At 69.1% G+C, this 24529-nt stretch carries 29 protein-coding genes; 11 read left to right on the forward strand and 18 right to left on the reverse strand.

The features are described 5' to 3' along the window. The 13 genes from B3D50_RS03765 to B3D50_RS03825 all read right to left on the reverse strand — a co-directional run. A partial coding sequence (locus B3D50_RS03765; protein WP_286949483.1) for a periplasmic heavy metal sensor occupies positions 1–321 on the reverse strand: 321 nt, incomplete at its 3' end. Next, a complete protein-coding gene (locus B3D50_RS03770; protein ID WP_252865655.1) occupies positions 318–743 on the reverse strand; it encodes a hypothetical protein in 426 nt (141 codons plus the stop codon). The genes B3D50_RS03765 and B3D50_RS03770, both read right to left, overlap by 4 nt. Before the next feature lie 2 nt (positions 744–745). Next, positions 746–1378, reverse strand: a complete 633-nt coding sequence (locus B3D50_RS03775) for an RNA polymerase sigma factor (protein ID WP_286949484.1) — start codon at positions 1376–1378, stop codon at positions 746–748. A 63-nt stretch (positions 1379–1441) separates the two neighbouring features. Next, a complete protein-coding gene (locus tag B3D50_RS03780) occupies positions 1442–2083 on the reverse strand; it encodes an EF-hand domain-containing protein (RefSeq protein ID WP_286949486.1) in 642 nt (213 codons plus the stop codon). A gap of 67 nt (positions 2084–2150) precedes the next feature. After that, positions 2151–5036 carry a bifunctional [glutamine synthetase] adenylyltransferase/[glutamine synthetase]-adenylyl-L-tyrosine phosphorylase gene (locus B3D50_RS03785; protein ID WP_286949488.1) on the reverse strand — a complete coding sequence of 962 codons (2886 nt, stop codon included), beginning with the start codon at positions 5034–5036 and terminating at the stop codon, positions 2151–2153. Beyond that, positions 5033–6469, reverse strand: coding sequence for a sensor histidine kinase (locus tag B3D50_RS03790; protein WP_286949490.1), 1437 nt, complete (start codon positions 6467–6469; stop codon positions 5033–5035). The genes B3D50_RS03785 and B3D50_RS03790 overlap by 4 nt, the downstream gene beginning before the upstream one ends. Positions 6470–6478: 9 nt before the next feature. Beyond that, the gene (locus tag B3D50_RS03795; protein ID WP_046651685.1) at positions 6479–7150 is read right to left on the reverse strand and encodes a response regulator transcription factor; all 672 of its coding nucleotides are present in this window, start codon (positions 7148–7150) and stop codon (positions 6479–6481) included. A 65-nt stretch (positions 7151–7215) separates the two neighbouring features. Continuing rightward, on the reverse strand, positions 7216–8766 hold the full coding sequence (locus tag B3D50_RS03800) for a Do family serine endopeptidase (protein ID WP_286949491.1): 1551 nt from the start codon (positions 8764–8766) through the stop codon (positions 7216–7218). Between the two features lie 173 nt (positions 8767–8939). Beyond that, positions 8940–9419, reverse strand: a complete 480-nt coding sequence (locus B3D50_RS03805; RefSeq protein ID WP_286949492.1) for a cytochrome c-type biogenesis protein — start codon at positions 9417–9419, stop codon at positions 8940–8942. Then, entirely contained in the window at positions 9416–11425 is a 2010-nt protein-coding gene (locus B3D50_RS03810; protein ID WP_286949494.1) for a heme lyase CcmF/NrfE family subunit, read from the reverse strand. The genes B3D50_RS03805 and B3D50_RS03810 overlap by 4 nt, the downstream gene beginning before the upstream one ends. 3 nt (positions 11426–11428) lie before the next feature. Then, on the reverse strand, positions 11429–11920 hold the full coding sequence (ccmE, locus tag B3D50_RS03815; protein WP_286949496.1) for a cytochrome c maturation protein CcmE: 492 nt from the start codon (positions 11918–11920) through the stop codon (positions 11429–11431). Between the two features lie 67 nt (positions 11921–11987). Next, positions 11988–12806, reverse strand: coding sequence for a c-type cytochrome biogenesis protein CcmI (gene ccmI, locus B3D50_RS03820; protein ID WP_286949497.1), 819 nt, complete (start codon positions 12804–12806; stop codon positions 11988–11990). 18 nt (positions 12807–12824) lie between these two features. Then, complete coding sequence (locus tag B3D50_RS03825; RefSeq protein ID WP_286949498.1) at positions 12825–14171, reverse strand: hypothetical protein; 1347 nt, start codon at positions 14169–14171, stop codon at positions 12825–12827. A gap of 198 nt (positions 14172–14369) precedes the next feature. On the opposite strand from B3D50_RS03825, the gene B3D50_RS03830 reads away from it, so the two are divergent. The 3 genes from B3D50_RS03830 (at position 14370) to B3D50_RS03840 (ending at position 16203) form a co-directional block, all read left to right on the forward strand. After that, entirely contained in the window at positions 14370–14978 is a 609-nt protein-coding gene (locus B3D50_RS03830; RefSeq protein WP_286949499.1) for an HAD family hydrolase, read from the forward strand. A 66-nt stretch (positions 14979–15044) separates the two neighbouring features. After that, positions 15045–15374: a hypothetical protein gene (locus B3D50_RS03835; protein ID WP_286949501.1), complete on the forward strand. Its 330-nt coding sequence runs from the start codon at positions 15045–15047 to the stop codon at positions 15372–15374. A gap of 409 nt (positions 15375–15783) precedes the next feature. Then, on the forward strand, positions 15784–16203 hold the full coding sequence (locus tag B3D50_RS03840) for a hypothetical protein (RefSeq protein WP_286949502.1): 420 nt from the start codon (positions 15784–15786) through the stop codon (positions 16201–16203). A gap of 27 nt (positions 16204–16230) precedes the next feature. Here B3D50_RS03840 and B3D50_RS03845 read toward each other — a convergent pair whose 3' ends face one another. The 3 genes from B3D50_RS03845 to B3D50_RS03855 are packed head-to-tail and all read right to left on the reverse strand — an operon-like array spanning position 16231 to position 18721. Then, the gene (locus tag B3D50_RS03845) at positions 16231–17673 is read right to left on the reverse strand and encodes a sensor histidine kinase (RefSeq protein ID WP_286949503.1); all 1443 of its coding nucleotides are present in this window, start codon (positions 17671–17673) and stop codon (positions 16231–16233) included. A 7-nt stretch (positions 17674–17680) separates the two neighbouring features. Continuing rightward, positions 17681–18361, reverse strand: a complete 681-nt coding sequence (locus tag B3D50_RS03850) for a response regulator transcription factor (protein WP_087141003.1) — start codon at positions 18359–18361, stop codon at positions 17681–17683. Further along, on the reverse strand, positions 18362–18721 hold the full coding sequence (locus tag B3D50_RS03855) for a hypothetical protein (protein ID WP_040344462.1): 360 nt from the start codon (positions 18719–18721) through the stop codon (positions 18362–18364). Positions 18722–18968: 247 nt separating this feature from the next. Here B3D50_RS03855 and B3D50_RS03860 point away from each other — a divergent pair, with 247 nt between their 5' ends. The 7 genes from B3D50_RS03860 (at position 18969) to B3D50_RS03890 (ending at position 23016) form a co-directional block, all read left to right on the forward strand. Then, positions 18969–19349, forward strand: coding sequence for a hypothetical protein (locus B3D50_RS03860; protein WP_286949504.1), 381 nt, complete (start codon positions 18969–18971; stop codon positions 19347–19349). A 122-nt stretch (positions 19350–19471) separates the two neighbouring features. Next, positions 19472–20260 (forward strand): YgfZ/GcvT domain-containing protein, encoded by a 789-nt coding sequence (locus tag B3D50_RS03865; RefSeq protein ID WP_286949505.1) that lies wholly within the window; start codon positions 19472–19474, stop codon positions 20258–20260. A gap of 110 nt (positions 20261–20370) precedes the next feature. Beyond that, entirely contained in the window at positions 20371–20832 is a 462-nt protein-coding gene (locus B3D50_RS03870; RefSeq protein ID WP_286949506.1) for a hypothetical protein, read from the forward strand. Next, positions 20829–21029: a helix-turn-helix transcriptional regulator gene (locus B3D50_RS03875; protein WP_046651697.1), complete on the forward strand. Its 201-nt coding sequence runs from the start codon at positions 20829–20831 to the stop codon at positions 21027–21029. Before B3D50_RS03870 ends, B3D50_RS03875 begins: the two co-directional genes overlap by 4 nt. A gap of 54 nt (positions 21030–21083) precedes the next feature. Next, positions 21084–21242, forward strand: a complete 159-nt coding sequence (locus B3D50_RS03880) for a hypothetical protein (RefSeq protein ID WP_286949507.1) — start codon at positions 21084–21086, stop codon at positions 21240–21242. Positions 21243–21352: 110 nt separating this feature from the next. Continuing rightward, positions 21353–22324 (forward strand): TraB/GumN family protein, encoded by a 972-nt coding sequence (locus B3D50_RS03885; protein ID WP_286949508.1) that lies wholly within the window; start codon positions 21353–21355, stop codon positions 22322–22324. A gap of 86 nt (positions 22325–22410) precedes the next feature. After that, a complete protein-coding gene (locus B3D50_RS03890; protein ID WP_286949509.1) occupies positions 22411–23016 on the forward strand; it encodes a DNA-3-methyladenine glycosylase I in 606 nt (201 codons plus the stop codon). 34 nt (positions 23017–23050) lie between these two features. Here B3D50_RS03890 and B3D50_RS03895 read toward each other — a convergent pair whose 3' ends face one another. Continuing rightward, positions 23051–23575 carry a hypothetical protein gene (locus tag B3D50_RS03895; protein ID WP_286949510.1) on the reverse strand — a complete coding sequence of 175 codons (525 nt, stop codon included), beginning with the start codon at positions 23573–23575 and terminating at the stop codon, positions 23051–23053. Between the two features lie 72 nt (positions 23576–23647). Between B3D50_RS03895 and B3D50_RS03900 the strand changes: the two genes are divergently transcribed. Beyond that, positions 23648–24298 (forward strand): ribonuclease HII, encoded by a 651-nt coding sequence (locus B3D50_RS03900; protein WP_414632908.1) that lies wholly within the window; start codon positions 23648–23650, stop codon positions 24296–24298. A 7-nt stretch (positions 24299–24305) separates the two neighbouring features. On the opposite strand, the gene B3D50_RS03905 is transcribed toward B3D50_RS03900, so the two are convergent. Then, complete coding sequence (locus tag B3D50_RS03905; protein ID WP_286949511.1) at positions 24306–24518, reverse strand: hypothetical protein; 213 nt, start codon at positions 24516–24518, stop codon at positions 24306–24308. Positions 24519–24529: the final 11 nt, after the last annotated feature.

Below are 24529 nucleotides of genomic sequence, written 5' to 3' on the forward strand. Positions count from 1 at the left end.
CAGGGCGGCGACCGCCACGGGGTCGAACTGATCCGAGCGGGTCAGGGCGATCGCTTCGCGGCGGGCGGCGCGCGCCTCCTCGAAGTCAGGGCGGGCCTCCAGAGCCGTGGCGCGCATCTCGCGCTTGATCTGGTCGCGCACGGCGGGCGGGCGGGCCTCGACCACCGCCCAGACAGGCTCGCTGCGGCCCGGCTGGCGCGCCTCGGCGGCGGCTTCCTTGACGCGCTTGGCCGCCATCCAGGCCGCGCCCGCGCCCGCCACGGCGAAGATATTCAGGGCGACCGACGCCGCCAGGGCGATCTTCAGGCCTCTTGCGTTCATCCGCCCAGAACCTCCGTGTCGTCCGCACTGCTCAGGCTGGCCTGGTACAGCACGGCGTCGGCGCGGATGTCCGCCGTCATCTGGCCGGTCAGGACCACGCCGAAGACCGCGCCGGCGCAGGCAGCCGCCGCCCAGCCGGCGCCCGACAGCCAGGCCATGACGCCGATCCCTGCGCGTCGACGACGACCCAGGCCTGCGCCGACCGCCGCCGCGATCACCCGTTCCCGCAGGGCATGGGACGCCGCCACGCGCGGCGCGGCGTCCAGCAGGGCGTCCAGGCCGTCCGCCTCATGCAGCAGGGCCGCCGCCTGAAGGTCCGCCGCCGCCAGGGCGCGCGCCGCCTCGCGTTCGGTCTCGGGCCAGCGGCGCAGGTCGCCGCCATAGGCGTCGGCCAGGTGCTCAAAGCGTTCTGGAGTCATCATCGTCATCTCGTCCCCCGCCACAGTCGTTCGGCGCGCTCCGCGGCGCGCCCTCGCATGCCCTGTCGCCCATCCCGCGCGACGCCAGAATGCGGCGCGATGTCCGACAGGGCGGTCCGCAAAGCGCGTCGGCCCCGCGACAACAGGCTTTCCAGCGCTTCGACGCTGATCTCCATCAGGGCGGCGGCTTCGATATTGCCCAGCTCCTGATAGTGACAGAGGACGATGGCTTCGCGCTGCCGTTCCGGCAGACACGCCAGGGCCGCCTCGACCCGCGCGCCCGTCTCGGCCGCCAACAGGCCCCGGTCCGGCGCCGGGCCGTCGTCGACGCCGTCCGGCAACACATCCGTCGCGATCTCACGCCGACGTCGCAGCCGATCGTAGCACAGGTTCAAGCCCACCCGGTGCAGCCAGGTATCGAACCGCGCCTGGCCGGGGGTCCAGCGCGGCGCCTGTCTCCAGGCTCTGAGCATCGCTTCCTGAGCCACGTCCTCAGCCTCCGCCGCGTCGCCCAGCATCCGCCGGGCGAGCGACAACATGCGCGGCAGCTTGCGCGCCACCATGGCCTGAATGGCCGCGGGGTCGCCTTCGCCCACACGGCGCACCAGATCCTCGTCGGGGTCGACGGTTGTCGCCAATCCAGCCTCTTCGGCTCAATCCAGAAAGGGCGGGCGGACGAACCGCCTTCCCCGCCATCACCCTTACTCCGAAGCAGGCGCCGAAGGCGACGCCGCTGGCGTGCGCGCGCGACGCTGTTCGCGCCCCTGGCGCATGTCGCCTCGATTGGCGCGCATGGCGGCGCGGCGTTCGTCCTGCGTCAGCACGCCGTCGCTGTTGGCGTCCATACGCGCAAAGGCCTCATTGGCCCGGCGTTCAACGTCAGCGATGACGATAGGAAAACGGCTTTCTCCGCCTCGCGCCATGCCGCGCATGTTCGCGTCCCGATGACTGCGGCCGCCGCCATGAGGCCCGCCCATGCCCTCGCCGCGCTCGCCGCGCGCACGCGGCGTGTTGAACTCCTCACGGTCCAGCACGCCGTCCTTGTTCGCATCCAGCCGGTCGAAGCGCGCGGCCCGTCGCTCGGCGCGGCGCGCCTGGGCATAGGTCCGCATCTCCTCGGCCGTCACTTGACCATCGCCATTCGCATCCGCCGCGCGCAGGCGCTCGACCCGGCGCTGCACGAAGTCCGCCTTGGTGACCGGTTCGACCATCTGTGCGTGATGCGGACGAGCGTCCGGCGTCTGAGTCCGAGCCGGGGCCTGGACCGGCGCCTGGGCCATGGCTGCGCCGCTGACGGCGAGAGCCGAAGCAAGAACGGCCATGCCGCTGAAACTCTTTTTCATGTCGATGTTCTCCATCTGGCCCGAAGGCCGAGAAGCGATCCTGTCGAAAGATGGAACGACGCCCGGATCAGATTCCGTCGCGCAAAGCGGGCAGCATCGCTTCAAAGGCCCGCCGCGCACGCAGTCTCAGGTCGATCAACCGGGCCTTCAGCGTGTCGAAATCCGGCGCGCCGACCGTTCGGGCCAGCCGCATCTGGAAGCCGGACGGCTCCTGATCCGGGTCGCCCCCGCCGTCGAAGGCGCAGGCCATCAGCTGGCCCAGCTGTTGGTGCGTGCGCCAGGCGTCCGCCAGGATCGGATCGTCCGCCAAGGCCTCCAGCGTCGAAACGGTCAAAGGGGCTCCGGCCTGCGCCGCCGTCAGCTGGCGATACTGGGCTGCGAACTCGGCGTCGACCTGGCCGCCCGCCGACAGCTTCAGATCCCAGAAACCCTTGGGCCGCCGCTCTCGGTCCATCAGATCGCGCATGGCCCGCACGTCCCCGGCGATGTCGACGCCGGGACGCGGCCGCCGCAGCGCCGCCTCCAGCGCCGCCTCGACCCGCGCCCCGAACGCCTCGTCGCTGGCCCAGACCAGCCGCGCGCGCGTCAGGGCCATGAACTCCCACGTCTCGGCCTCTTCGGCGTAATAGGCCTCCAGCGCCTCCAGCCGCACCGACACCGGCCCCTTGGAGCCGGTCGGCCGCAGCCTCATATCGACCTCATACAGCCCGCCTTCGGCGGTATGGGCGGACAGGGCGGCGATGAACCGCTGGGTGAAACGGCCGTAGAAGGTCTCGGCGCTCCAGCCGCGCCCGGCCGAGGCCGCCTCGGGCGGCGCCGCATAGACGGTCATCAGGTCCAGGTCCGACCCCGCCGTCATCTCACGCGACCCGGCCTTGCCCAGGGCCACCACGGCGACCGCGCCGTCGAAGGCCCCGCCCATTCGTTCGGCCTCGGACAGGGCCGCCGGGGCCAGCCCCTTCATGCAGGCGTCGGCCAGGGATGTGTAGGTCAGCCCGGCCTGCTCGGCCGTGGTCCGACCGGTGACGACATGCATGCCGATGCGGAAGGTCTGTTCGCGGTGCAGGCGGCGCACGGCGTTCATGGCCCCTTCGAAATCGCCGGCCTCATGCGCCTCGCGCACCACCTGGTCGGCCAGGCCGGTGTCGGTGCCCAGGGCCGTCATGAAGCGCGCGTCCAGCACCCCGTCCAGGGCCTGCGGCTGACGTCCCAGCGCCCGCGCCAGTCGCGGCGCGAAGGCCATGACCTCGACCACCAGGTCGAACAGCCTGGGCTGATTCAGGAACAGGGCCTGCACCTGCACCCCGGCGCTGAGGCCCGAGAAGAAGACGGCGAACCGGCGGAAGGCCGCGTCCGGCGCTCCCGTCCTGGCCACCGCCGTCAGCAGTTGCGGCGCCAGGCGAGTGAACAGCTCGCGTCCCCGCGCCGTGCGCGTCGCCTGGATGCGGCCGTGGTGCCAACTGCGGATCGTGTCGGACACCGTGGCGGGCTCGGAAAAGCCCATGCGGGCCAGGGTCTCCAGCGTGCCGGGGTCGTTCTCCACCCCCGTGAACACCAGGCTGCCGTAGGGCGAGGACAGGTCTTCGCCGCCCTCGAACAGTTCGCCATAGCGGGCGTTGACCCGCACCAGCAGGCGCTCGATTTCGGCGTCGAAGGCGGCCAGATCGCACTGCCCCGCCAGAGCCGCCACATCGGCGCGGCGTTCGGGATCGACGGGCAGGATGTGCGTCTGTTCGTCTGCCAGCATCTGCGCCCGATGCTCCAGCGCGCGCAGCTCGACATAGGCGGCGCGCAGTTCATCGCGCGCCTCGGGCGCGACGTGGCCGGCGGCGGTCAGGGCGTCCAGCGCCTCCAGGGTGCGCGGCGAGCGCAGGGACCGGTCGCGTCCGCCCAGGATCAGCTGCTGGGTCTGGACGTAGAACTCGATCTCGCGGATGCCGCCCCGGCCCAGTTTCAGATTGGCGCCCGCCGCCTCCAGTCCCTCGCCGGTCTTGTGAACGTGGATCTGTTTCTTGATCGACTGGATGTCGAGCACGGCCTGGTAGTCCAGGCTGCGCCGCCAGATGTAGGGGACCAGCGCCTTCAGGAAGGCGGCGCCCTCGGCCGCATCCCCGGCGCAGACGCGGGCCTTGATGAAGGCCGCCCGCTCCCAGTTCTGGCCGACGGATTCGTAGTAGGCCAGCGCCATCGGCGCCGCGACTGCGGGCGGGGTCGAGGACGGATCGGGCCGCAGCCGCAGATCGACGCGGAAGACGTAGCCGTCCGCCGTCCGCTCGGCCAGCAGGGCCGTCAGCCCCTGGGCCAGACGGTTGGCGAAGCCCTGCATCTCCACGCCCTCGGCCAGCGCCGTTTCCAGCGCTTCCGGCTCGTAGAACAGCGACAGATCGATGTCCGAGGAATAGTTGAGCTCGAACGCCCCGCCCTTGCCCATGGCCAGGACGAACAGGCCTGGAACCGGCCCGCGCGGATCGTCAGGCGCCGAGATCAGCCGCCCGCGCCTGCGCCAATCGTCAGCCGTGATCCTCAGCGCCGCCCGCGCCGCCGCATCGGCGAAGCGCGACAGGGCGCCCGTCACCTGATCCAGATCCCAGACGTCGCCCAGATCGCACAAGGCCGTCAGCAGGTGCAGTTCGGCCTTCAGCCGGCGCAGCGGCGCCTTGGCCTCGTCCGGCGCGCCGGTCAGGGCGTCGGCGCCCGCCAGAATCTCCGCCAGTCGCGTCTCAGGATCACAGTCCAACGTCAGCCGCAGCCGATCCGGCCAGCGCCGCGCCAAGCCCGCCAGATAGGGCGAGGCGGCGAAGACGGGCGTCACCGCCGCCCAGGCCGCATCCAGCGTCGCGCGCCAGCCGTCGGCGTCCGCCGCCTCGGCCAGCCGTTCATGCAGGCGCGCCGTCGCCTCGGCGTCGCGCACGGGACCGCACGGCTGCAACCGTTTCGCCAGAGCTTCGCTCACGCCTCAGCCTCAGGCGCCCGTATCGCGGCGGGTAGGATCAGGGCCACGCGCAGGCCCGGCCCGCGTCCGTCATAGACGCCCGGCCCCTCGTCCAGCTGAATGCGCCCGCCGTGCGCCTCGGCCACCGCTGTCACCAGCGACAGGCCCAGGCCCGAGCCCGGCTCGGTGCGGCTGTTGTCCAGCCGCACGAAGCGTTGCAGCACGCGTTCGCGATCCTCGTCCGGCACGCCCGGACCATTGTCGGTGACGGAAAACTCCACATCGCCGGACGAGCGCCGCCGCGCGCGGAACATCACCGCCCCGCCCTCCGGCGTATATTTGATGGCGTTGTCGATCAGATTGGCCAGGGCCTGGGCCAGGAAGGGCTGGTTGCCCTCGATCATCAGCCCCTTCTCGATCTCGGCGGCGAACTCCAGCCCCTTGTCCTCGCCCGCCGGTTCGTACAACTCGGCCATGTCGGCGGCCAGATCGGCGGCGTCGAACACCTTGGGGTCCGGCGCCCCGCCCGCCTGCAGACGGGCGATGGCCAGGACGGTGTTGAAGGTCTTGAGCAACGCGTCCGCCTCGTCCAGCGCCACGCCCAAGGCGTCCACGCCTGACGTTCGCCCCGCCTCGGCGTCGATCAGGGCGACCTCCATCTTGGCCTTCATCCGGTTCAGCGGCGTGCGCAGGTCGTGGGCGATGGCGTCCCCGGCATGGCGGATCGAGGCCATCGAGCCCTCCAGCCGGTCCAGCATCCCGTTCAGGCCCTCGGCCAGTTCGTCCAGCTCGTCGCCGGAGTGGCGGATCGGAACGCGCGTCTTCAGGTCGCCCTCCTGCACCGCCGCCACCACCCGGTTCAGACCCGCCATGGCGCGCTCGACGCCCCGGCTGATCCACAGCCCGCCGCCGACGCCCAGCACCAGCACCATGACCATCGCCCCCCACAAGGCCTGAGTCAGGCGGGCCAGATAGGCCTCGATGTCGCCGATGTCCTCGCCGACGAACAGATGTTCGCCGCCGGACAAGGTCGTTTCCACGCCGATAGCGCCGCGACGACGCACACGCCCGTCCTCATCCGTGTCGGTCAGGCGGAAGTCGTCCCAGCGCGCCGTCGACGGCGGCGCGTCCGCCTTGGGCGGGTCCAGCGGCGATTCCGAGACATTGCCGGTGATGACCGAGCGGTCCGGCGCCATCAGCAGATAGAGGTAGGGCCCGCCCTTCAGCGTGCGTTCGACCAGCACCTGGTTCAACGCATCGCGCCCTCGTGTGCGATAGACGGCGGTCAGCCCCTCGACCTCAGCCTTGACGCTGGCCTCGGCCCGCGCCCGCGCCTCGGACGCCGAGGCGAAGTAGACATAGGCCAGCACAGCACTGGCCGTCGCCACGAACAGCGCGAGAAACAGCAGCGTCAGCCGAAAGGGCGTGCGGCGGAAGAGCGAGGGCAGTTTCATGCCGGGGCCTTACGCCTCCAGCCGGTACCCCGCGCCGCGCACGGTCTGCAGCATGGCCTTGTCGAAGCCCTTGTCGATCTTGGAGCGCAGACGGCTGATGTGCACGTCGATGACGTTGGTCTGGGGGTCGAAATGGTATTCCCAGACCTTCTCCAGCAGCATGGTGCGCGTCACCGACTGGCCCGCGTGGCGCATCAGGAACTCCAGCAGCTGGAACTCGCGCGGCTGCAGGTCGATCTCCTGCCCGTCGCGATGAACCGTGCGGGCGATCAGGTTCATCTCCAGATCGCCGACCTTGAGCACCGTCTGGACCCCGCCCGTCTCGCGGCGACGCGACAGAGCCTCCACCCGCGCGACCAGTTCGGCCAGGGCGTAGGGCTTGACCAGATAGTCGTCGCCGCCCGCCTTCAGGCCCGTGACGCGATCCTCGACCTCGCCCAGGGCCGACAGGAACAGGACCGGAGTCTGATCGCCGCCCTTACGGATGGTCTCGACCATGCCGACGCCGTCCAGGCGCGGCATCATGCGGTCCACGACATAGACGTCGTAGCCGCCCTTCTGCGACTCAAGCAGGCCGAAGGCGCCGTCCACCGCATGGGTGACTTCGTGCCCGGCCTCGCTGAGGCCGCGCACCATGGCGGTCGCGGCCTCGGCGTCGTCCTCAACCACCAGAATACGCATGCAGCCTCCCAAAAAAGATTCGGCGGCGATGTTAGCGCATCGCCGCCGATCCCGTGAGTTACGCCTTATTCAGACTTGGCGAAGGGCAGAACCACCGAAGAATTGCCCGCCGGGGTTCGCACCAACAGGAAGACCCCCGGCCGCCCCGCCGCTCGCGCCGCGTCGACAGCCGCCTTCAGATCGGCCTCGGTACGGACCACGCGGTTGTTGGCGCGCTGGATGACCGTGCCGACCGGCATCCGCATCTTGCCTGCTTCCGAACGCGGAGCGACGGCGGTGACCACCACGCCCTGCATATCCTCCGGTATCGAATAGCGCTGACGCAGGGCCGCAGTGATCGGCGTCACCGTCATGCCCTCGATCGACTGGCCGACCGCCGCGCCGTCCTCGCCCGGTTGCTGAGCGCCTGAATCCTGGCCGCCGTTCAGTTCGGCTTCGGACGGACGGGTGCCGGCGCGGATGTTCAACGTCTGGCGCTTGCCGTCGCGCAGAACTTCCAGCCGCAGCGTGTCGCCGGGCTTGGCGCGGGCCACGCGGCGAGTCAGTTCGGTCGAGCTGTCGACCGCATCGCCGTTCACGCTGACGACCACGTCGCCGATCTGCATCCCGCCACGTTCGCCAGGGGCGCCGGCCGTCACCTCGGCGACATAGGCGCCCTTGGTGTCTTCGCTCAGCCCCAGGGCGGCCGCCGCATCCTTGGACAGGGTCTGGATCTGCACGCCCAGATAGCCGCGCTCCACCGTTTCGCCGCGCATCAGCTTGTCGGTGACGGCCTTGGCCGTGGTCGCCGGAATGGCGAAGCCGATGCCGACCGAGCCGCCCGACGGCGAGAAGATCGCCGTGTTCACCCCGATCACGCGGCCATAGATGTCGAAGGTCGGCCCGCCCGAGTTGCCCCGGTTGATGGCGGCGTCGATCTGCAGATATTCGTTGTAGCCGGCCGGGTCGATGTCGCGCGACTTGGCCGAAACGATGCCCGCCGTCGCCGTGCCGCCCAGGCCGAAGGGGTTGCCCACGGCGATGACCCAGTCGCCGACGCGCGGCTCGGCGCTTTCTTCAAAGCTGACGAAGGGGAAGGCCGAACCTTCCACCTTGATGACCGCCAGGTCGGTGCCCTCGTCGCGGCCGATCAGCTTGCCCTTCAACTCACGGCCGTCGCTGAATTTGACGTTGATCTCCTCGGCGTTCTCGACGACGTGGTTGTTCGTCACGATGAAGCCGTCGGCCGAGATCAGGAAGCCCGAACCGGCGCCCAGGGCCGTGGTCGAATTGTCTTCGCCCTCCTCGCCCGATCCGCCCGGCGCGCCGGGGATGGGCACGGCGCCGAAGCCGGGGATCTGGAACACGCCGCCGCGCGGGCGCTGGACGCGGGTCTTCACATCGATCTGCACCACGGCGGGGGCGACCTGCTGGAATATGTCGGCGAAGCTGAGCGGCGCGCCCTGCGGCGGGGCGAAGGCCAAGGCTCCGGCCCCGGCCGAGGGAACCAGCTGTCCGACCTTGGCGGCGGGCGCGGCTTCGGCGCCCGGCCAGGTGATGACCCCGCCCGCCGTCGCGGCGGCGGCGAAGGTCAGGCCGACAGCGGCCCCCAGAATGAACTCCTTGCGTTTCAGCATCGTCGTCCTTGCAGTCTCTACTGGCGGATACGGAAAAGCTCCGTTCGCCCATGGATATAGGGCGTTACGGCTCAAGCCAATGCACGCCGTCGCGATGATTGTTCCTGATCGTCGTTCGCGATGTGGCGCGTCTGCGTCAGGAAGGCGGCGAAAGGCTTTCCAAACGGACAGGCTCAGGCGTTCTCGTCGTCCGCCGTCAGGGCGGCCAGGGCGCGTTCTTCTTCAGGCGTCAGGGGGGCGGCCTCGCTCGTCCCGCGCCGACGCGCGCGCAGGGCCAGCACCACGCCGGCCCCCGCCGCCAGGGCGAAGGGGCCGAACCACAACAGCCAGGTGCCGATCCGCAGCGGCGGCTGGAACAGCACATAGTCGCCGTAGCGGCGCAGCAGGTCGGCCTTGATCTCGTCGTCGGTCTTTCCGACGGCGATCTGTTCACGCACCAGGCCGCGCAGGTCGGCCGCGATGCCCGCCGGGCTGTCGGCGATGGATTCGTGCTGGCAGACGACGCAGCGGATATCGCCGAACAGGGCGCGGGCGCGGGCCTCCTGCGCAGGATCCGTCAGCGGACGATCCGGCGCGGGCGGCGGCTCAGCCAGCGCGGGCGCGGCGGCGCCGGCCAGCAGGACGGCGGCGAACAGGGCGGCGGCGCGCTTCATGCCTGCGCCTCGACTGGCTCGACTGGCTGGGCGGCCTTCTTCACGCGCGAGCCCGCCCCGACGCGCAGGCGCCGGTCCAGCAGGGAGATCAGTCCGCCCAGCGCCATCAGCGCCGGTCCCAGGAAGATCAGCCGCGCCCAGGGATTATAATAGATGCGCACGATCCAGGCGCGCTCGCCCGTGTCCGTCGCCGCCCGATCGCCCATGACGGCGTAGACGTCGTCCAGCCCGCGGAAGTCGAGGCCGACCTCGGTCGTCGTCTGGCCGCCCGCCGGGAAGAAGCGGCGCTCGGCGGTGATGACGCGCTCGGGCGCGCGGCCGTCCGCCGACATGATGGTCAGACGGCCCTGCTCGGCCAGATAGTTCGGCCCCTCGATGACCTGCACCGCGTCCAGCCGCGCCTTCCACGGCCCGGCGGCGACTTCGCCGCCCAGCGGAAGGGCGGCGGCGGCCTCGGCCTTGAAGCTGGTCTCAACCACGGCCCCCAGGATGAAGACGCCCAGACCGGCGTGGGCGAGCGCCATGCCCCAGGCGCCCAGCGGCAATCCCTTGGCCCGGCGCAGGGTCTCAGGCAAAGGCGCGCGAAAGGCCTTGGTCCGCACGCCAAGCTCCGCCAGCGCGCCGCAGATCAGCCACGCCCCGACGCCCAGCCCTGCGGCGGCCAGCGCCTTCTTGGGCTCGAACAGGAAGAAGGCGGCGAAGGCGGCAGCGATCGCCAGGGCGGCGGCCAGCCACAGGCGCTGCAAGGCCCCCTTCAGATCCCCCCGCTTCCAGGCCAGCAGCGGCCCGGCGGGCAGGATCAGACAGGCCACGATCATCAGCGGATTGAAGACGGCGTTGAAATAGGGCGGGCCGACCGAGATGGTCGCCCCCGTCGCCGCCTCAAGGATCAAAGGATAGAGGGTGCCCAGCAGCACCGTGGCCGCCGCCGCCGTCAGGAACAGGTTGTTCAGCACCAGCGTCCCCTCCCGGCTGACCGGGGCGAAGGCGGCGCCCGGCCGAATGGCCGGGGCGCGCAGGGCGAACAGGATGAAGGCCGCGCCCGCCGCCACGCCCAGAATGGCCAGCAGCATCATCCCCCGCTGGGGATCGACGGCGAAGGCGTGGACGCTGGTCAGCACGCCCGAGCGCACCAGAAACGCGCCCAGCATGGAGAAGGTGAAGGCCAGGATCGCCAGGAAGACAGTCCAGCCCGCCAGCGCCCCGCGCCGCTCGGTGACGATGGCCGAGTGCAGCAGGGCCGCGCCCGCCAGCCACGGCATGAAGCTGGCGTTCTCGACCGGATCCCAGAACCACCAGCCGCCCCAACCTAGCTCGTAATAGGCCCAGAAGGAGCCCAAGGCGATGCCCACGGTCAGCAGAGCCCAGGACGCCAGCGCCCACGGCCGCACCCAGCGGCCCCAGGCCGGATCGACGCGCTTCTCGATCAGGGCGGCGACCGCCAGGGAGAAGCAGACCGAAAACCCGACATAGCCGCCGTAGAGCAGCGGCGGGTGCACCGCCAGCGCCGGATCCTGCAGCAGGGGGTTCAGCGACGCGCCCTGCACCGGCGCCGGGTCCAAACGGAAGAAGGGGTTGGAGGTGAAGGCGGCGAAGGCCAGGAACAGGCTCGACAGGGCCGCCTGCACGGCCACGGCCGAGGTCTTCAGCCCGAACGGCAGGCCGCGCGCCAGCGCCAGCGCCCCGCCGAAGACCGTCATCACCAGACACCACAGCAGCAGCGAGCCTTCATGGCTGCCCCAGGCGGCGGCGACCTTGTAGAAGACCGGCTTGTCGGTGTGGCTGTTCATGGCCACGTTCGACACCGAGAAGTCCGACACCACGAAGGCGTAGATCAGGGCGGCAAAGGCCAGGGCGATCGCCGCGGCCGAGGCCAGCATGGCGCCGCCCCCCGCCCCGGCCAGCACCGGACTGAGCCGCAGACGCCCCGCCGTGGTCAGCGCCAGACTCAGCACCGACAGCACCAGCGCCAGGATCAGGGCGAAGGCGCCCAGTTCGACGATCAACGCTTACGCCCCCTGTTGCGCAGGCACGGCGGACGCCGCCGCATCGTCGGGCCGCCACTCGCCCTTTTCCTTCAGCCGGTCGGCGACTTCGCGCGGCATATAGGTCTCGTCATGCTTGGCCAGCACCTGACTGGCCTCGAAGGTGCGGTCGGGACGGAAGGCGCCTTGCGCCACAATGCCCTGCCCTTCGCGGAACAGGTCGGGCAGGTCGCCGTGATAGATCACCCGCGCCGTCGCCCCGTTGTCGGTGACGACGAAGACGACCGAGCCGTCAGCGGCCTTGGTCACGCTGCCCGCCTCGACCAGACCGCCCAGACGGATCATCTGACCGGCGGGCACCTTCTGCGGCGTCACCTCCGACGGGGAATAGAAAAAGGTCACATTGTCCTTCATCGCCCACAGCGACAGGCCGACAGCCAGCGCCAGCACGGGCGCCGCAGCGATCACGACCCACAGGCGACGACGCGCCTTGGGCGATTTGGGCAACCAGCTCATGTCAACGATCCGAAGACGGCGGAAAACACCGCCGCGTATAAGGCGGGAGCCAGGGTCGGCCAACGGCTCATCGCGCCGCTCCGGCCAGGCGATTCTGCAGGTCGGCGCGGCGCGGATCCGACGGCGCCAGCACGGCGATCAGCGGCGTCCACATGGCCTCGGCCTCGGCGCGGTCGCCGCGCGCCAGAGCCGCGTCGCCCAGATAGAAGCGCGCGCCCAACTGATCGGGGTCCAGCTTGACCGCCTGACGGAAGGCCGCCTCGGCGTCGCCGTCGACCGCGCCGTCATTGGCCCGCACCAGACTTTCGCCCAGCCGCGCCCAGCTCTGGGCGTCGTCCGGCTGGATGGCCAGGGCGCGGCGGAAGGCCGAGGCCGCGCCGATGGGATCGCCCGCCTCGAACCGGGCGGCGCCCAGCATGGTCAGGGCCAGACGGTCGTCGGGCCGGTCCTTGACCACCTGCCCCAGCACGGCCGCGACCTGAGCCGGCTCCAGCGCCTCGGGCGTCGAGGCCCATTCGCGCACGCGGGTCTCATAGGCCTGATCCTTCATGCCAGGCGCGCCGAAGACGGCATAGAGGCCCAGCGACGCGGCGGCGGCGGCTCCGATCCCGCCCAGCACCCAATAGCGGTCGGCCGGGCGCGACGCCGGACGGCGATCCGCGCGCTGGGCGGCCAGCAGGCGACGGCCCGCTTCGGCTCGCGCGGCGGTCCAGCTCGCCTCGTCCAGCAGGCCCCGCGCCTTCAGCCGGTCCAGCTCGGCCAGTTCGCGTGCGCCCGCGTCGCGGTCCGCCACGCTTTCCGCCTCGGCCCCGCGCCGGGCGGCGGACAGCACCGCCAACCCCGCCAGCGCGGTCACAAGAGCCGTCATGATCCAGAAGATCGCCATGGCCGCCGCTGTAGCGGATCAGGCGGCCGGAGGCGAGGCGCGCGACGCCGCACCTGACGCCATCAATCGCCGCCGCACCGTGCGCGACGCCTCGCGCGCGCCGATCAGGCCCAGAAGCTCGGCGGTCAGGACGATGCGCTTCCGCGCCGCCGTCTCATCGGCGGCCAGGCCGTCGTTGAGCCGCTCCATGGCTTCATCGGCCCAGGCGGCCAGGCGGCCGGTCAGGGCCTCGGCCGTCTGACGCCGCTCCGCCTCGCAGCCGAACACGGCCGCCGGGCCGCGCACCAGGCCCACCAGCGCCGACAAGGCCCGCGCCCGGTCCGCCGCGATCTCATCGACCGCTCCGTCCAGCCGGGGCGTCGGCCGCGTCATGCGCCCGACCAGGGCGGTCCGCTCGACCGGCAGGACGGCGTCCACCGCCCGCTCGGCCGCGCTGAAGCGTTCGGACAGGCTGAGCGCCACCTTCAGCCGCGCCTGCCGCACCGCCTTGCCCCAGGCGCTGTCGGCCTTGAGCGGCAGGGCCATGTCGATCTCGGCCAGGGTCTCGGCGCACCAGTCCAGATCGGCCTTGAAGGCGTCCAGGTCGGCCTCGCCCCCGGCCGGGTCGAAGGCGGCGGCCTCGGCGGCCCGACGCGCCAGGGCCAGCAGGATGCGATCGACGAACAGGCCCAGTTCGCTTTCGCCCAAGGCCGTCTCGGCGCTGAGCTCGCGCCCGCCCGGCGCGGCCAGGGCGGCGACGCGCAGGATCAGACGCGCATCCTCCAGATGGGCGAAGATGATCTCCAGCAGGCGGCTGGCCCCCTCGGGGGCGATCCCGGCCGCCTGGCGCAGCGCCAGCTTCAGCTCCGCCGCCGTTTCCGGCCCCGAACGGCCGATCCAGTCGGGCAGGTGCGGCAAGGCTCTGCGCGCCGTCGCCGCCAAGTCAAGGCAGGCCGCCAGCTCCTGCGCTTGTCCAGACGCGTCCTCCGGCCAGATCTCGCCCGCCCGGTCGCGCAGGGCGAAGGCGGCGCTGAGGCACAGGCGGTCGGCGATCATGCGCGACAGGTCGTCAGCGCGATCCAGCTGCGGCAGCAGTTCCGGCTCGCCGCGGGTAGCGCTGCGCCACAGCCGCCCCAGCACCGCCGGCGGAAAGCCGAGACCCGGCAGGCCGTCGGCGCGCGGCTGAAACAGAGGCAGAAGGGGCCCGAAGGCGATGTTGCGGCGACGCCGGTCCAGCGCTTCGACCTCGATCATGTCGCGCAGGTCCGCCGCCCGGTCGCCCGCCATCGTCCCCGCCAGCCCCGAAAGCTGCGTCAGAACCCGGTCCGGACACCGTTCGATCAGCTGGGCCAAGGCGGCCCTCTGGGCGACCGACAGGTCCGCCATTCCCACTCCTCCGGCCGTACAGATTCACAGCCACGGCGCCGAGGGTGCGCCATCGTGGGTTAACAGGGGATTTGAGGCGTGTTCGATAGCGTGGACAGGATCGCCCGGGCTTTGAGCGAACCTCGTTTGTCGTCTCTTGCGGCTAGGCTGCAAACCCGCAGAATAGCTCCTTCTCTGGTGCGAGGGGTTGCAGGTCTGATGAAACCAGCCGTGGTGATGGTGGATGTCGATGGCGTCGTGGTTCGTCACCCCGATCCTGCTGGATGGTCCGCTCGCATCGAAGAAGACCTGGGCGTTCCCCGTCAGGCGCTGCAAGACCGCTTCTTCAAGCCGAGCTGGGACGATGTCGTTCACGGCCGCGCGCCCCTGCGGGCCAGACTGGAGCCTGTGCTCGCGGAAATTGCGCCGCACGTCAGTTGCAATCAGTTGATCCGCTACTGGTTTGAAGGCGACGCCCATCTGGACAAGGCCCTGCTGCTGCAACTGGCTGAGGTCCGGGCGTCAAGCGTGCCGCTGCACCTGGCGACCGTTCAGGAGCATGAACGCGCGTCCTATCTGTGGGATACGCTCAAGCTTCGAGAAAAGTTTGACGACATCCACTATGCCGCGCAGCTTGGCGTTTCGAAGCCGTCACAGGAGTTCTATGCGGCGGTCGAGCAACGCGCGGGCCTGCCCGCGTCGGCGATCGCCTTCATCGACGACACCGAAAAGAACGTCGAAGCCGCACGTTCGCGCGGCTGGAATGCTGCGCTTTGCCCCCCCCCCCGCGCAACGCTCAGCACGCTCATTCCAGAACTGAGCGATTAGCCGCAGCATCCGTCAATGTCGCTTTCGACCCGTTGCGGAAATTGGGCTGAGATCTAAAGATGACGCATGGCAAGCAAGACGAAGATAAAACTGGTGGTGGCGGCTGATGAGCCCGCTCTGTTTTATTCGTCAGTCCAGCAAGCCGAAACGGACCTTGAAGCCATCGATGTGCGGAATGGCGTCTATCCCATAGCCTACGGCCCCGACGGCCAAGTCTTCAAACTGGAAGCCATAGGAGACCGGGTGCGCATCGCACAGGCGGAGGGGCTACCGCCCAAGCCCGACGATCTTCGCGCGCTGCTACTTCGCTACCTGTCCGCCACTGGCGTCTATGACGTCGGAGAGGCGGAGCCGCTTGGGAGCCTGCTGGCGCGGTGCGATGCGGCAGCGGACTAGCGTCTGCTACCCACCCTTAAGAGAACATCGGTTCATGAACTGTTGCGGACTATGGTGGCTAGTTGATAAGGAGAGGCGATGATTATCACCACGATGTTTTTGGTTTTTAGCCAATCAGTCCTCCCAGTAGCGGCGCGGCCTGAACCTATCGTTTGTGAACGGTCGGAGCGTGATCCAGTTACGGGATCGCGTCTGTGGTGCCCTGCTGAGGTCGAGGTACGGATACCGCGACGCGCGTTAACGACAGCCCCAATCGTTGAGGTCGGCAAGGGATGGGCATTGTTGAAATGCGATCTAGGCGACAACGGCGCGACCACGGCCTGTAGTCTTGTTGATGAATCGGAACCCGGTTCTCCGTTCGGCATATGGGCGACGCGAGTTCAGCTTAGGGCGATCGCCCAGGGAACGGATGGCAATTCGCCTGCGCCTGGCGACAGCTATTACGCCTTTGCTCGATGGGAAGTTCGGTAACGTCCGCTTTCCACCCGTTGCGGACATAAGCTCTGGACTGCAAGCTGACCCCATGGGAACGAAATTCAGCGCTGAAGATGCGTGCGTCTACGAAGCTCTAGATCGCCTCTTGTTTCGTCAGTGGGATCCCATTGGTGTTTCGGACATGGAGGGATGGGCTGACGATGAATATCGAGCCTATCTGCCCGAATTCTGGAAGTTGGTGCGATCCGGCTCCACAGAAACACAAATCGTCGAATATCTCGCAGAGATCGAACGTGATCGGATCGAGTTCGAAACCAGCGACGAGCACAGGCTGGACATCGCGCGAAAAGCTATCGCCTTGGTCGCAACTTGGCGCCTAGCGGTTCGCCCTTAGCGAAGGGCCCTCCGCGCCTCTACGCCCTCACCCCTCCGCCGCGGGCAGCTCCAGCACCACCTTCAGGCCGCCCATGTCGCTGTCGGCCAGGGTGACGCGGCCGCCGTAGGCGCGGGTCAGTTCGTCGACGATCGACAGGCCTAGGCCCGTGCCAGGCGTGTCCTCGTCCATGCGGGTGCCGCGTTTCAGGGCCGTGTCGCGCTGGTCGGCGGGCAGGCCGGGGCCGTCGTCCTCGACCACGGCGATCATCTGGCCCGGCGTCGACGGCCCAGCCGAGATGCGGACCCGGCGACGACACCATTTGGCGGCGTTCTCGATCAGATTGCCGAAGATCTCCTGCAAGTCCTGACGCTCGCCCAAAAAGGCCAGGTCGTCGGGGGCGCGCCAGTCGATCTCGACGACCTTGGTCTCGAACACCCGCTCCAGCATGACGGCCATCTCGTCCAGCACCTCGGCCACGGCAGTGCGTTCGCCCAGGCCGTGGGCGGCGCGGGCGGCCGCGCGGGCGCGGCGCAGATGGTGGTCGACCTGATCCTGCATCACCTTGGTCTGGCGGCGGATCAGGTCCGGCAGCGGTCCTTCCTTCGTCCCGGCCTCGGCCAGCATGACGGCCAGAGGAGTCTTCAGGGCGTGGGCCAGGTTGCCGACGTGAGTGCGCTGACGCTCGACCGTCTCCTGATTGTGGGCCAGCAGGCGATTGACCTGTTCGGCCAGGGGCTGGATCTCGACCGGATAGGCGCCCTCGACCCGATGCGAGCGGCCCTGGCGCACGTCGGAAATCTCGTCGCCCAAATCAAAGAGCGGGCGCAGGCCCACCTGCACCTGGATGAAGACCGCCGTCACCAGCCCCGCCCCCAGCAGCAGCATGGCGATCCAGGTGACGGTGGCGAACTGTCGGGTGTCGGCGTCGACATCCGAGCGGTCGATCCCGGCGAAGAAGATCACCGGCCGGTCGCGGCCCGGCAGTTGCTTCATGCTGGCGGCGATGCGCAGGGGCTCGCCCTTGGGGCCGTCCTCGGCGTTGTAGCTGATTGTCTGGCCGAAGGCCGAGCGCAGGCGGTTGGTCAGGTCGGGGCCGTGCTCCAGCTCCGCCTCGCCCAGGGAGGCCGATTGCGCCAGAACCTGCATCCCGCCTGTCGGCGTCGGCTCGGCCACCATCCAGTATTTGCCGGACAGCAGGCGCTGAGTGCGGGCGTCCTGAATCTCACCGATGAAGACCTTGCCTTCGGGCGTGATGGTGGCGGCCACGACCGCCTCGTCGATGGTGTCGCCCAGGATATTGCCCAGGCGGCGCAGGGCCGATTCCTGGAACACTGCGGTCAGCACCACGGCCGCCGCCGCCAGGGCGATCAGGATCCACGCCGCCGCCAGCCAGATCAGCCGCCGCGTCAGCGAGCGGCCAGGCCGACCGAACCAGCGGCCCCATTGCGCGCGATCAGGCCGGGTCTGACCTCGGGATTGGCCCGTCATGCGGCGCTCAGGCCGCGTCGCTCTCGCCGGCCAGCGGCGACAGGCGGTAGCCCAGGCCGCGTACGGTCTCGATGCGGTCGGCCCCGATCTTCTTCCTCAAGCGGCCGACGAAGACCTCGATGGTGTTGGAATCGCGGTCGAAATCCTGATCGTAGAGGTGTTCGACCAGTTCGGTACGGCTGATGACCCGGCCCTGGTGCATCATCAGATAGTGCAGCAGGCGATACTCCAGACTGGTCAGGCGCAGAGGCTCGCCGTTGACCGTGGCCCGCGCCGCGCGCGGGTCCAGGCGCAGGCCGCCGCAGCTCAGCGTCGCCGCCGCATGGCCGGCCGAGCGGCGCAGCAGGGCGCGCAGGCGCGCCAGCAGTTCTTCCGTATGGAAGGGCTTGGTCAGATAGTCGTCGGCCCCGGCGTCGAAGCCGGCCACCTTGTCCGACCAGGCGCCACGCGCCGTCAGGATCAGCACGGGCGTCGCCTTGCCCTCGCGGCGCCAGCGCTCCAGCACCGACACGCCGTCGATCTTGGGCAGGCCCAGGTCCAGCACCACCACGTCATAGGGTTCGGTATCGCCCAGGAACCAGGCTTCTTCGCCGTCCGGGGCGTGGTCGACGGCGTATCCGGCGTCGGTCAGGGCGGTCTTCAGCTGGCGCGACAGATCGACGTCGTCCTCGACAAGCAGAACCCGCATTCAGTCGTCCCCGCGAACCCGGCCGGAGCGGCCGTCAACCTGGATGTCCGACACGCGGCCGCCCGGATATTCCCAGCGCACCACATAGTCGCCGCCGCGCTCCTGCACGCCCAGCATCCGGCCGGGACGGCCCGACTGGACGCGGCGCGCCACGTCGCCGGGATTGGCGCGCGGGCCGCTGTCGCCGCGCGGCATGTCGCGCAGGCCTTGCCCCGGATAGTTCGGTCCGGAGGAGCTGCGGAATTGCTCCCGGCGATCATCGTCGCGATCCCGGTCGCGGCCGCGCGACTGAGCCGCCGCGTCCGTCAACGGGACGAGGGCGATCAGGCCGGCCAAAAGAAGGGCTCGAATACGCATCATGGATCGCGGTCTAAACCAGGGCCTCTGAACAGCGGCTGAACGCGCAGTCTACCGGCGTTCAGTCCAAAGAGGAACGTCGAGGGATGGAATCTCCGTCGCGGTTTCACACGCGAACCGCCCAGCATGACCACAATGTCACGCTGATGAACCCTATCTGAAGCGCGCCGTTCAGACGCGGCTCAGGCGCGGCGGGGTCATCTGGCGTCAACGCAGCCGATCGGTTGCGTCCAGATGAAGGAGCCCGACCATGGCCAAGTTCAAAACCCTGATGATTCCCGTCCTGGCCGCGACGACGGCCGCCGCCGCACTCGGCGCCGCCCTGCCGGCCGCTGCGCAATCCTATCGCCACGCGCCAGTCTATGAGAGCCGCCATGACGGCTGGCGGTCGATCGACCAGCGCAAATACAATCTGGACCGCCGCATCGACCAGGGCGTCCGCACCCGCCAGCTCAGCGTCCGCGAGGCCAGCCGCCTGAAGAGCGAGTTGAACAGCCTTGTGCGGCTGGAGCGCGCCTATCAGCGCGACGGCCTGAGCCGACGCGAACGCATGGAGCTGGACCGCCGCTACGACGCCCTGTCGGCCAAGGTCCGCTATGAGCGCCGCGACCACAACGGCCGCCGCTGGTAAGCCGGACACGCGCCGACCTTCGAAAGGCTGCGGGAGACGTCCCGCAGCTTTTTTCGCGTCTACTTCACTTAAGGAGGGCGGCCGGGCTGGAGGACGGCGCCCCGCCTGCCTATCTTGGCCTTATGTCCATCACCCGTCTTGATAGTCGCGCCCTGATCCGCGTCAGCGGCCCCGACGCCCGCCCTTTCCTGCACAATCTGCTGACCCAGGACGTGGAGACGATAAAACCGGGCGAGCTTCGCTTCGGCGCCCTGCTGTCGCCGCCGGGACGGCTGCTGTTCGACCTGTTTATCTGGGGCGAGGAGGACGGCGTCGTGCTGGACGTCGCGGCCGAGCGGCGCGACGCCCTGGTCCAGCGGCTGAGCCTCTACAAGCTGCGCGCCCAGGTCGAGGTCATGCCCATCCCCGAGGCGGTCTTCGTCGGCTGGGGCGCGGATGTTCCCGAGGGCTTCGTCGCCGACCCGCGCCTGCCCGGCCTGGGCGGCCGCCGCTGGGGCGATCAGAGCGAGACCGACGCGGCCGAGGCCGACTGGCAGGCACACCGCCTGACCTTGGGCGTGCCCGATCCGACCCAGGACGCCCTGATGGACAAGACCTATCCGATCGAGGCGGACTTCGACCTGCTGAACGGCATCGACTTCCACAAGGGCTGCTTCATCGGTCAGGAGACGACCTCGCGCATGAAGCGGCGTGGCACGATCAAGAACCGGATGATGGCCATCGCCTTCGACGGCCCCGCCCCCGAACGCGGCGCCGAGGTGCTGAACGGCAAACTGCGCGCGGGGGAAGTCATGACCGGCGCCGAGGGACGCGCCATCGCCCTGATGCGGCTGGACCGCATGGACGGCGATCTGACCGTCGAGGGCCGCCCCGTGCGAGTCGAGAAGCCCGCCTGGATCCCTGATTTGTAAGGCTAAATCCGGCAAAACGGAAAATCTGCTTGTCGCGATGTAAAAGTCGCTTGACGAAAACACGCCCCCGTTAGTAAAGTTCACTTGTCAACACGACAGGGGAGCTTGTCATGAATACCGAAATCACCGCCGCCGACGCCGCCGCCCGCAACAAGAAGAAGATGGACGACCTGACCGTCGCCCTGTGCGCCCTGACCGTGGTCGGGGTCAGCGCCACCGCCGCCACGCCGTTCTGGCCCGAAGCCTGGGGCCGCGCCCCATCGATCGGCGTCGTCGTCCTGGCCGCCGGACTGGCCGTCTTCCTGGCCCTGCACACCCTCTACTGGTGGCGCAGCCTGGATGAGGCCGCCAAGGAAGCCCACAAATGGGCCTGGTGGTGGGGCGGGAATCTGGGCTTCGTCGCCGGCGGCGCGACCGTCGTCATCGCCGCCCTGGCCGGCGTGAACCTGCTGCCCGCCGCCGTGGCGCACACCGACGCGGCCCTGATCGCCCTGGGCGTCGCCGCCGCCTTCGCCGCTCAGGCCGTCGGCTACGGGATCGCCTGGTGCGGCTGGTGGATCGCCCGCCGATGACCAGCGCCTTCATCAACCGCCTCAAGGTCTTCCGCGCCGAGCGCGACTGGACCCAGGCCGACCTGGCCGAACGCCTCGGCGTCTCGCGCCAAACCGTCCAGGCGCTGGAGAAGGGTCGCTACGACCCGTCCCTGCCGCTGGCCTTCCGCATCGCCCGCCTCTTCGGCCAGCCGATCGAAGCCATCTTCATCGCCTGAGCCCGCCTGCCCTTCTCGTTCAATCGACACATCGAAATCCAAAGGACCGTCATCATGTTCAACCTGTTCTCGACCGCCGCCGATCGTTTCTCGGGCTTCGCCATGGGCGTCTGCGGCGCCCTGCTGATCAGCCTGGCCGTCCAGGCCGTGCCGACCTTCGGCCGCTCCGCCGAAACTCCGGCGGACGCCGTCGCCCAGATCGTCGCCCGCTGATCCCTCTTCACGCCTCGCCTGCCCGCTCCCGGCCCCTGCGCTGACGAGCCTTCCGTCGCCCGCATCTGAGCTCGCGACGCCTGAAACCCCTACAATCCAAGGATACTGCAATGACCCTCGCACGCCGCATGGGCCAGTCGGCCAACCATGTCTCGCGCTTCGCCGCCGGCCTTCTGGCGGCGCTGGCCGCCTCCGCCGCCCTGGCCGCCGCGCCCGGCGCCGCTCACGCCGAACAGGCTGCGCCCGCCCCCGCCGTCGCTGCCATCCCCCGCGCCGAGGGCGCCGGTCCGCCGCTGTGGGTGGTCAAGGACGCGGACTCCACCGTCTATCTGTTCGGCACGGTCCATCTGTTGCGACCTGGCACGGCCTGGGGCTCGGACAAGGTGGACGCCGCCTTCGCCAGCGCCTCGGACATCTGGGTCGAGATCGCCGATCAGGACGATCAGGCGGTCGTCATGCCGGTGATCCAGCAGCACGGCGTCGATCCGTCCCGCCCCCTGTCGTCGGTCCTGTCGGCCGAGGACTTCGCCGCCTTCGACAAGGTCGCCCAGGCGAACGGCGCCAGCGCGGCCGCCCTGGACGCCTACCGCCCCTGGCTGGCGGCCTTCATGATCTCCATGTCCGGCCCGACCGAGGCCGGCTATCGATCTGAAGCGGGCGTCGACAAGACGCTGATGGATCGCGCCCGCTCCGAAGGCAAGGCGCTGCACGGCTTCGAGACCGCCGACATCCAGGTGCGCCTGATCGCAGGCATGAGCGAAGAGGCGCAGGTGGCCTACCTGAACCACTTTGTCCGCAACACCGACCGCATCGTCGCCAATCTGGATGAAACCGTGGCCGCCTGGCTGAAAGGCGACATCGCCGAAACGGGCCGTCTGAACCGCGCCAATACCCGCGACGTGCATGAAGACATCCACCGCGCCGCCCTGATCGACCGCAACAGCGACTGGACCCGCCAGATCGAGGCGATGATGAAGGGTTCAGGCACGGCCTTCGTCGCCGTTGGCGCCGCTCACCTGATGGATCAGGACAGCGTCATCGACATGCTGACCGCGCGCGGCTTCACGGTCGAGCGACTGTAGGACGCCCCGCAAAACCCCATGAAGGCCCGGCGGAAACGTCGGGCCTTTTCGCTTGCGCCGCCGGAACATTCCAGCAACATCGCGCCATGACCGAATCCGAAAAGGCGGAAGGCCGCTGCGGCTGGTGCGGGACGACGGACCCGCTCTACATCGCCTATCACGACACCGAATGGGGCGTGCCAGAATACGACGCCCGCGCCCTGTGGGAGAAGCTGGTTCTGGACGGCTTCCAGGCCGGGCTGGCCTGGATCACCATCCTGAGAAAGCGCGAGGGGATGCGCGAGGCTTTCGACGGCTTCGACCCCGAGATCGTCGCCCGCTACGGCGAGACGGACCGCGCCCGCCTGCTGGCCGACCCGCGCATCATTCGCTCCGGCGCCAAGATCGACGCCGCCGTCAACGGCGCCCGCATCTGGCTGGACATTAGGGATAGCGGCGAGGACTTCTCGGCCTGGCTGTGGTCCTTCGTCGGCGGCAAACCGCTGGTGAACCAGTGGGACCATTTCCGCGAGGCCCCGACCCAGACCGCCGAAAGCGTCGCCATGGCCAAGGCCCTGAAGGCGCGCGGCTTCAAGTTCTGCGGGCCGGTCATCACCTACGCCTTCATGCAGGCGGTCGGCATGGTGAACGACCACCAGATGACGTGTTTTCGGCATGGGGAGGTGGGTGAAATGGGCGCCGGCAACGGCTGATTTCAGGACACTCGCGATTGTCCGCCTAAGACCCTTAGCGGGCCTCGGGTTCGACAACACCTAAGCTGACGAGTTCGCTGTAATTGGACGGATCGCAATCCACCCCAACCCACAGGTCATCTTGGTCGCCGATGAAGTCTTTGCCGCCCGTCCCTACCCAAAAGGAGCCGTTGGTCGTTCGGTGTTTGACCCCGACAACCCGCCGATGTTCGTCGTCAGGCAAGGTGAAAAGTTCAACCGACGTGAGGCTCGAGCCGATCAGACCAATCCAAAGATCGCCAGCAGCCTGAATGCGATCCAGTGAATGCGCGCCCCATGCCGCATCCTGTGCTGTCGCCAGAACGAAACGATCTTCTACCTGCCGCCAAGAAAGGTTGATGGCATCCTGGTTGGTAAAGCGGACAAACGCCGCACCGGAAAACGAATACGACGCCATTTGCAGTTCTGAGGCGAGTTTCGGTGTATCGGCGGTGATCGGCATCCAAACCAAACCCGCGATTTCCTCCCCCAAGACAGGGCGGTAAACTTCTATCCAATCTGTCATGCCGTTAGAGAGCATGGCCTACGTCCGCTTTCCACCCCTCGGCAGCAACTCCTTCCCCCATGCTCCGGTTCGTGGCACTGACGCCTGATGCTCGCCCGCACCGCCGCCACCAAGACCGACCGCCTCTTCCCCACCCTGATGCTGGAGCTTGAGGCGCGCGCGACCTGGAACGGTCATGTCTGCGGGGTGGATGAAGCCGGGCGCGGGCCGTGGGCGGGGCCGGTATCGGCGGCGGCGGTGATCCTGAATCCGGACGACCTGCCGCCCGGCATCGACGACTCCAAGGCCCTGACGGAGAAGCGCCGCGCGGCGCTGGAGCCGCTCATCAAGGCCCGCGCCCTAGCCTGGGGCGTCGGCTTCGCCTCGGTGGAGGAGATCGACGAGCTGAACATCCTGCACGCCACCGGCCTGGCCATGCGCCGCGCGGTCGAGGCCCTGGCCCATCCGCCGGTTCACGCCCTGGTGGACGGCAACTACCGCTTCAAGCTGCCGTGCGCGGTGACGCCCGTGGTCAAGGGGGACAGCCGGTCGCTGTCGATCGCGGCGGCGTCGATCCTGGCCAAGACGGCGCGCGATCGGCTGATGATCGAGATGGATGCGACCTATCCGGGCTACGGCTTCGCCAGCCACAAGGGCTATAACGCGCCCATCCACCAGAAGGCTCTGCAGACGCTGGGCCCCTGCCCCGCGCACCGACGCAGCTGGGCGCCGATCAAGGCCCTGCTGGACGCCGCTTAAGCAAAAATCAGACGGACAGGGCGCCGCCCAGCAGCATTCCCATCAGGCCCGCCGCGATCGCGCCGATCAGAAGGATGGTCCAGCTGTCCAGCCCACGCCCGCGCCGAGGCGACGGGCGGACCGGACGCGCGGCCTCCCGCTGGGCGTCGAAACGCGCAGCGTCAAAACCACGGGCGCCAAAGCGGGAAGCGGGGGGAGGAAGACTGGAAAGCGTACGCATACGGCACAAAC

It is taken from the genome of Brevundimonas sp. UBA7507, from assembly GCF_002478355.1.
Classification (GTDB): domain Bacteria; phylum Pseudomonadota; class Alphaproteobacteria; order Caulobacterales; family Caulobacteraceae; genus Brevundimonas; species Brevundimonas diminuta_D.

Bases quoted from the DNA above. Each gene is read 5' to 3' on its own strand.
- B3D50_RS03770 (WP_252865655.1), bottom strand. From the start codon at position 743: ATGATGACTCCAGAACGCTTTGAGCACCTGGCCGACGCCTATGGCGGC.
- B3D50_RS03780 (WP_286949486.1), bottom strand. From the start codon at position 2,083: ATGAAAAAGAGTTTCAGCGGCATGGCCGTTCTTGCTTCGGCTCTCGCC.
- B3D50_RS03790 (WP_286949490.1), bottom strand. From the start codon at position 6,469: ATGAAACTGCCCTCGCTCTTCCGCCGCACGCCCTTTCGGCTGACGCTG.
- B3D50_RS03795 (WP_046651685.1), bottom strand. From the start codon at position 7,150: ATGCGTATTCTGGTGGTTGAGGACGACGCCGAGGCCGCGACCGCCATG.
- B3D50_RS03800 (WP_286949491.1), bottom strand. From the start codon at position 8,766: ATGCTGAAACGCAAGGAGTTCATTCTGGGGGCCGCTGTCGGCCTGACC.
- B3D50_RS03805 (WP_286949492.1), bottom strand. From the start codon at position 9,419: ATGAAGCGCGCCGCCGCCCTGTTCGCCGCCGTCCTGCTGGCCGGCGCC.
- ccmE (WP_286949496.1), bottom strand. From the start codon at position 11,920: ATGAGCTGGTTGCCCAAATCGCCCAAGGCGCGTCGTCGCCTGTGGGTC.
- ccmI (WP_286949497.1), bottom strand. From the start codon at position 12,806: ATGGCGATCTTCTGGATCATGACGGCTCTTGTGACCGCGCTGGCGGGG.
- B3D50_RS03825 (WP_286949498.1), bottom strand. From the start codon at position 14,171: ATGGCGGACCTGTCGGTCGCCCAGAGGGCCGCCTTGGCCCAGCTGATC.
- B3D50_RS03830 (WP_286949499.1), top strand. From the start codon at position 14,370: ATGAAACCAGCCGTGGTGATGGTGGATGTCGATGGCGTCGTGGTTCGT.
- B3D50_RS03835 (WP_286949501.1), top strand. From the start codon at position 15,045: ATGGCAAGCAAGACGAAGATAAAACTGGTGGTGGCGGCTGATGAGCCC.
- B3D50_RS03840 (WP_286949502.1), top strand. From the start codon at position 15,784: ATGGCAATTCGCCTGCGCCTGGCGACAGCTATTACGCCTTTGCTCGAT.
- B3D50_RS03845 (WP_286949503.1), bottom strand. From the start codon at position 17,673: ATGACGGGCCAATCCCGAGGTCAGACCCGGCCTGATCGCGCGCAATGG.
- B3D50_RS03850 (WP_087141003.1), bottom strand. From the start codon at position 18,361: ATGCGGGTTCTGCTTGTCGAGGACGACGTCGATCTGTCGCGCCAGCTG.
- B3D50_RS03855 (WP_040344462.1), bottom strand. From the start codon at position 18,721: ATGATGCGTATTCGAGCCCTTCTTTTGGCCGGCCTGATCGCCCTCGTC.
- B3D50_RS03860 (WP_286949504.1), top strand. From the start codon at position 18,969: ATGGCCAAGTTCAAAACCCTGATGATTCCCGTCCTGGCCGCGACGACG.
- B3D50_RS03865 (WP_286949505.1), top strand. From the start codon at position 19,472: ATGTCCATCACCCGTCTTGATAGTCGCGCCCTGATCCGCGTCAGCGGC.
- B3D50_RS03870 (WP_286949506.1), top strand. From the start codon at position 20,371: ATGAATACCGAAATCACCGCCGCCGACGCCGCCGCCCGCAACAAGAAG.
- B3D50_RS03875 (WP_046651697.1), top strand. From the start codon at position 20,829: ATGACCAGCGCCTTCATCAACCGCCTCAAGGTCTTCCGCGCCGAGCGC.
- B3D50_RS03880 (WP_286949507.1), top strand. From the start codon at position 21,084: ATGTTCAACCTGTTCTCGACCGCCGCCGATCGTTTCTCGGGCTTCGCC.
- B3D50_RS03885 (WP_286949508.1), top strand. From the start codon at position 21,353: ATGACCCTCGCACGCCGCATGGGCCAGTCGGCCAACCATGTCTCGCGC.
- B3D50_RS03890 (WP_286949509.1), top strand. From the start codon at position 22,411: ATGACCGAATCCGAAAAGGCGGAAGGCCGCTGCGGCTGGTGCGGGACG.
- B3D50_RS03895 (WP_286949510.1), bottom strand. From the start codon at position 23,575: ATGCTCTCTAACGGCATGACAGATTGGATAGAAGTTTACCGCCCTGTC.
- B3D50_RS03900 (WP_414632908.1), top strand. From the start codon at position 23,648: ATGCTCGCCCGCACCGCCGCCACCAAGACCGACCGCCTCTTCCCCACC.
- B3D50_RS03905 (WP_286949511.1), bottom strand. From the start codon at position 24,518: ATGCGTACGCTTTCCAGTCTTCCTCCCCCCGCTTCCCGCTTTGGCGCC.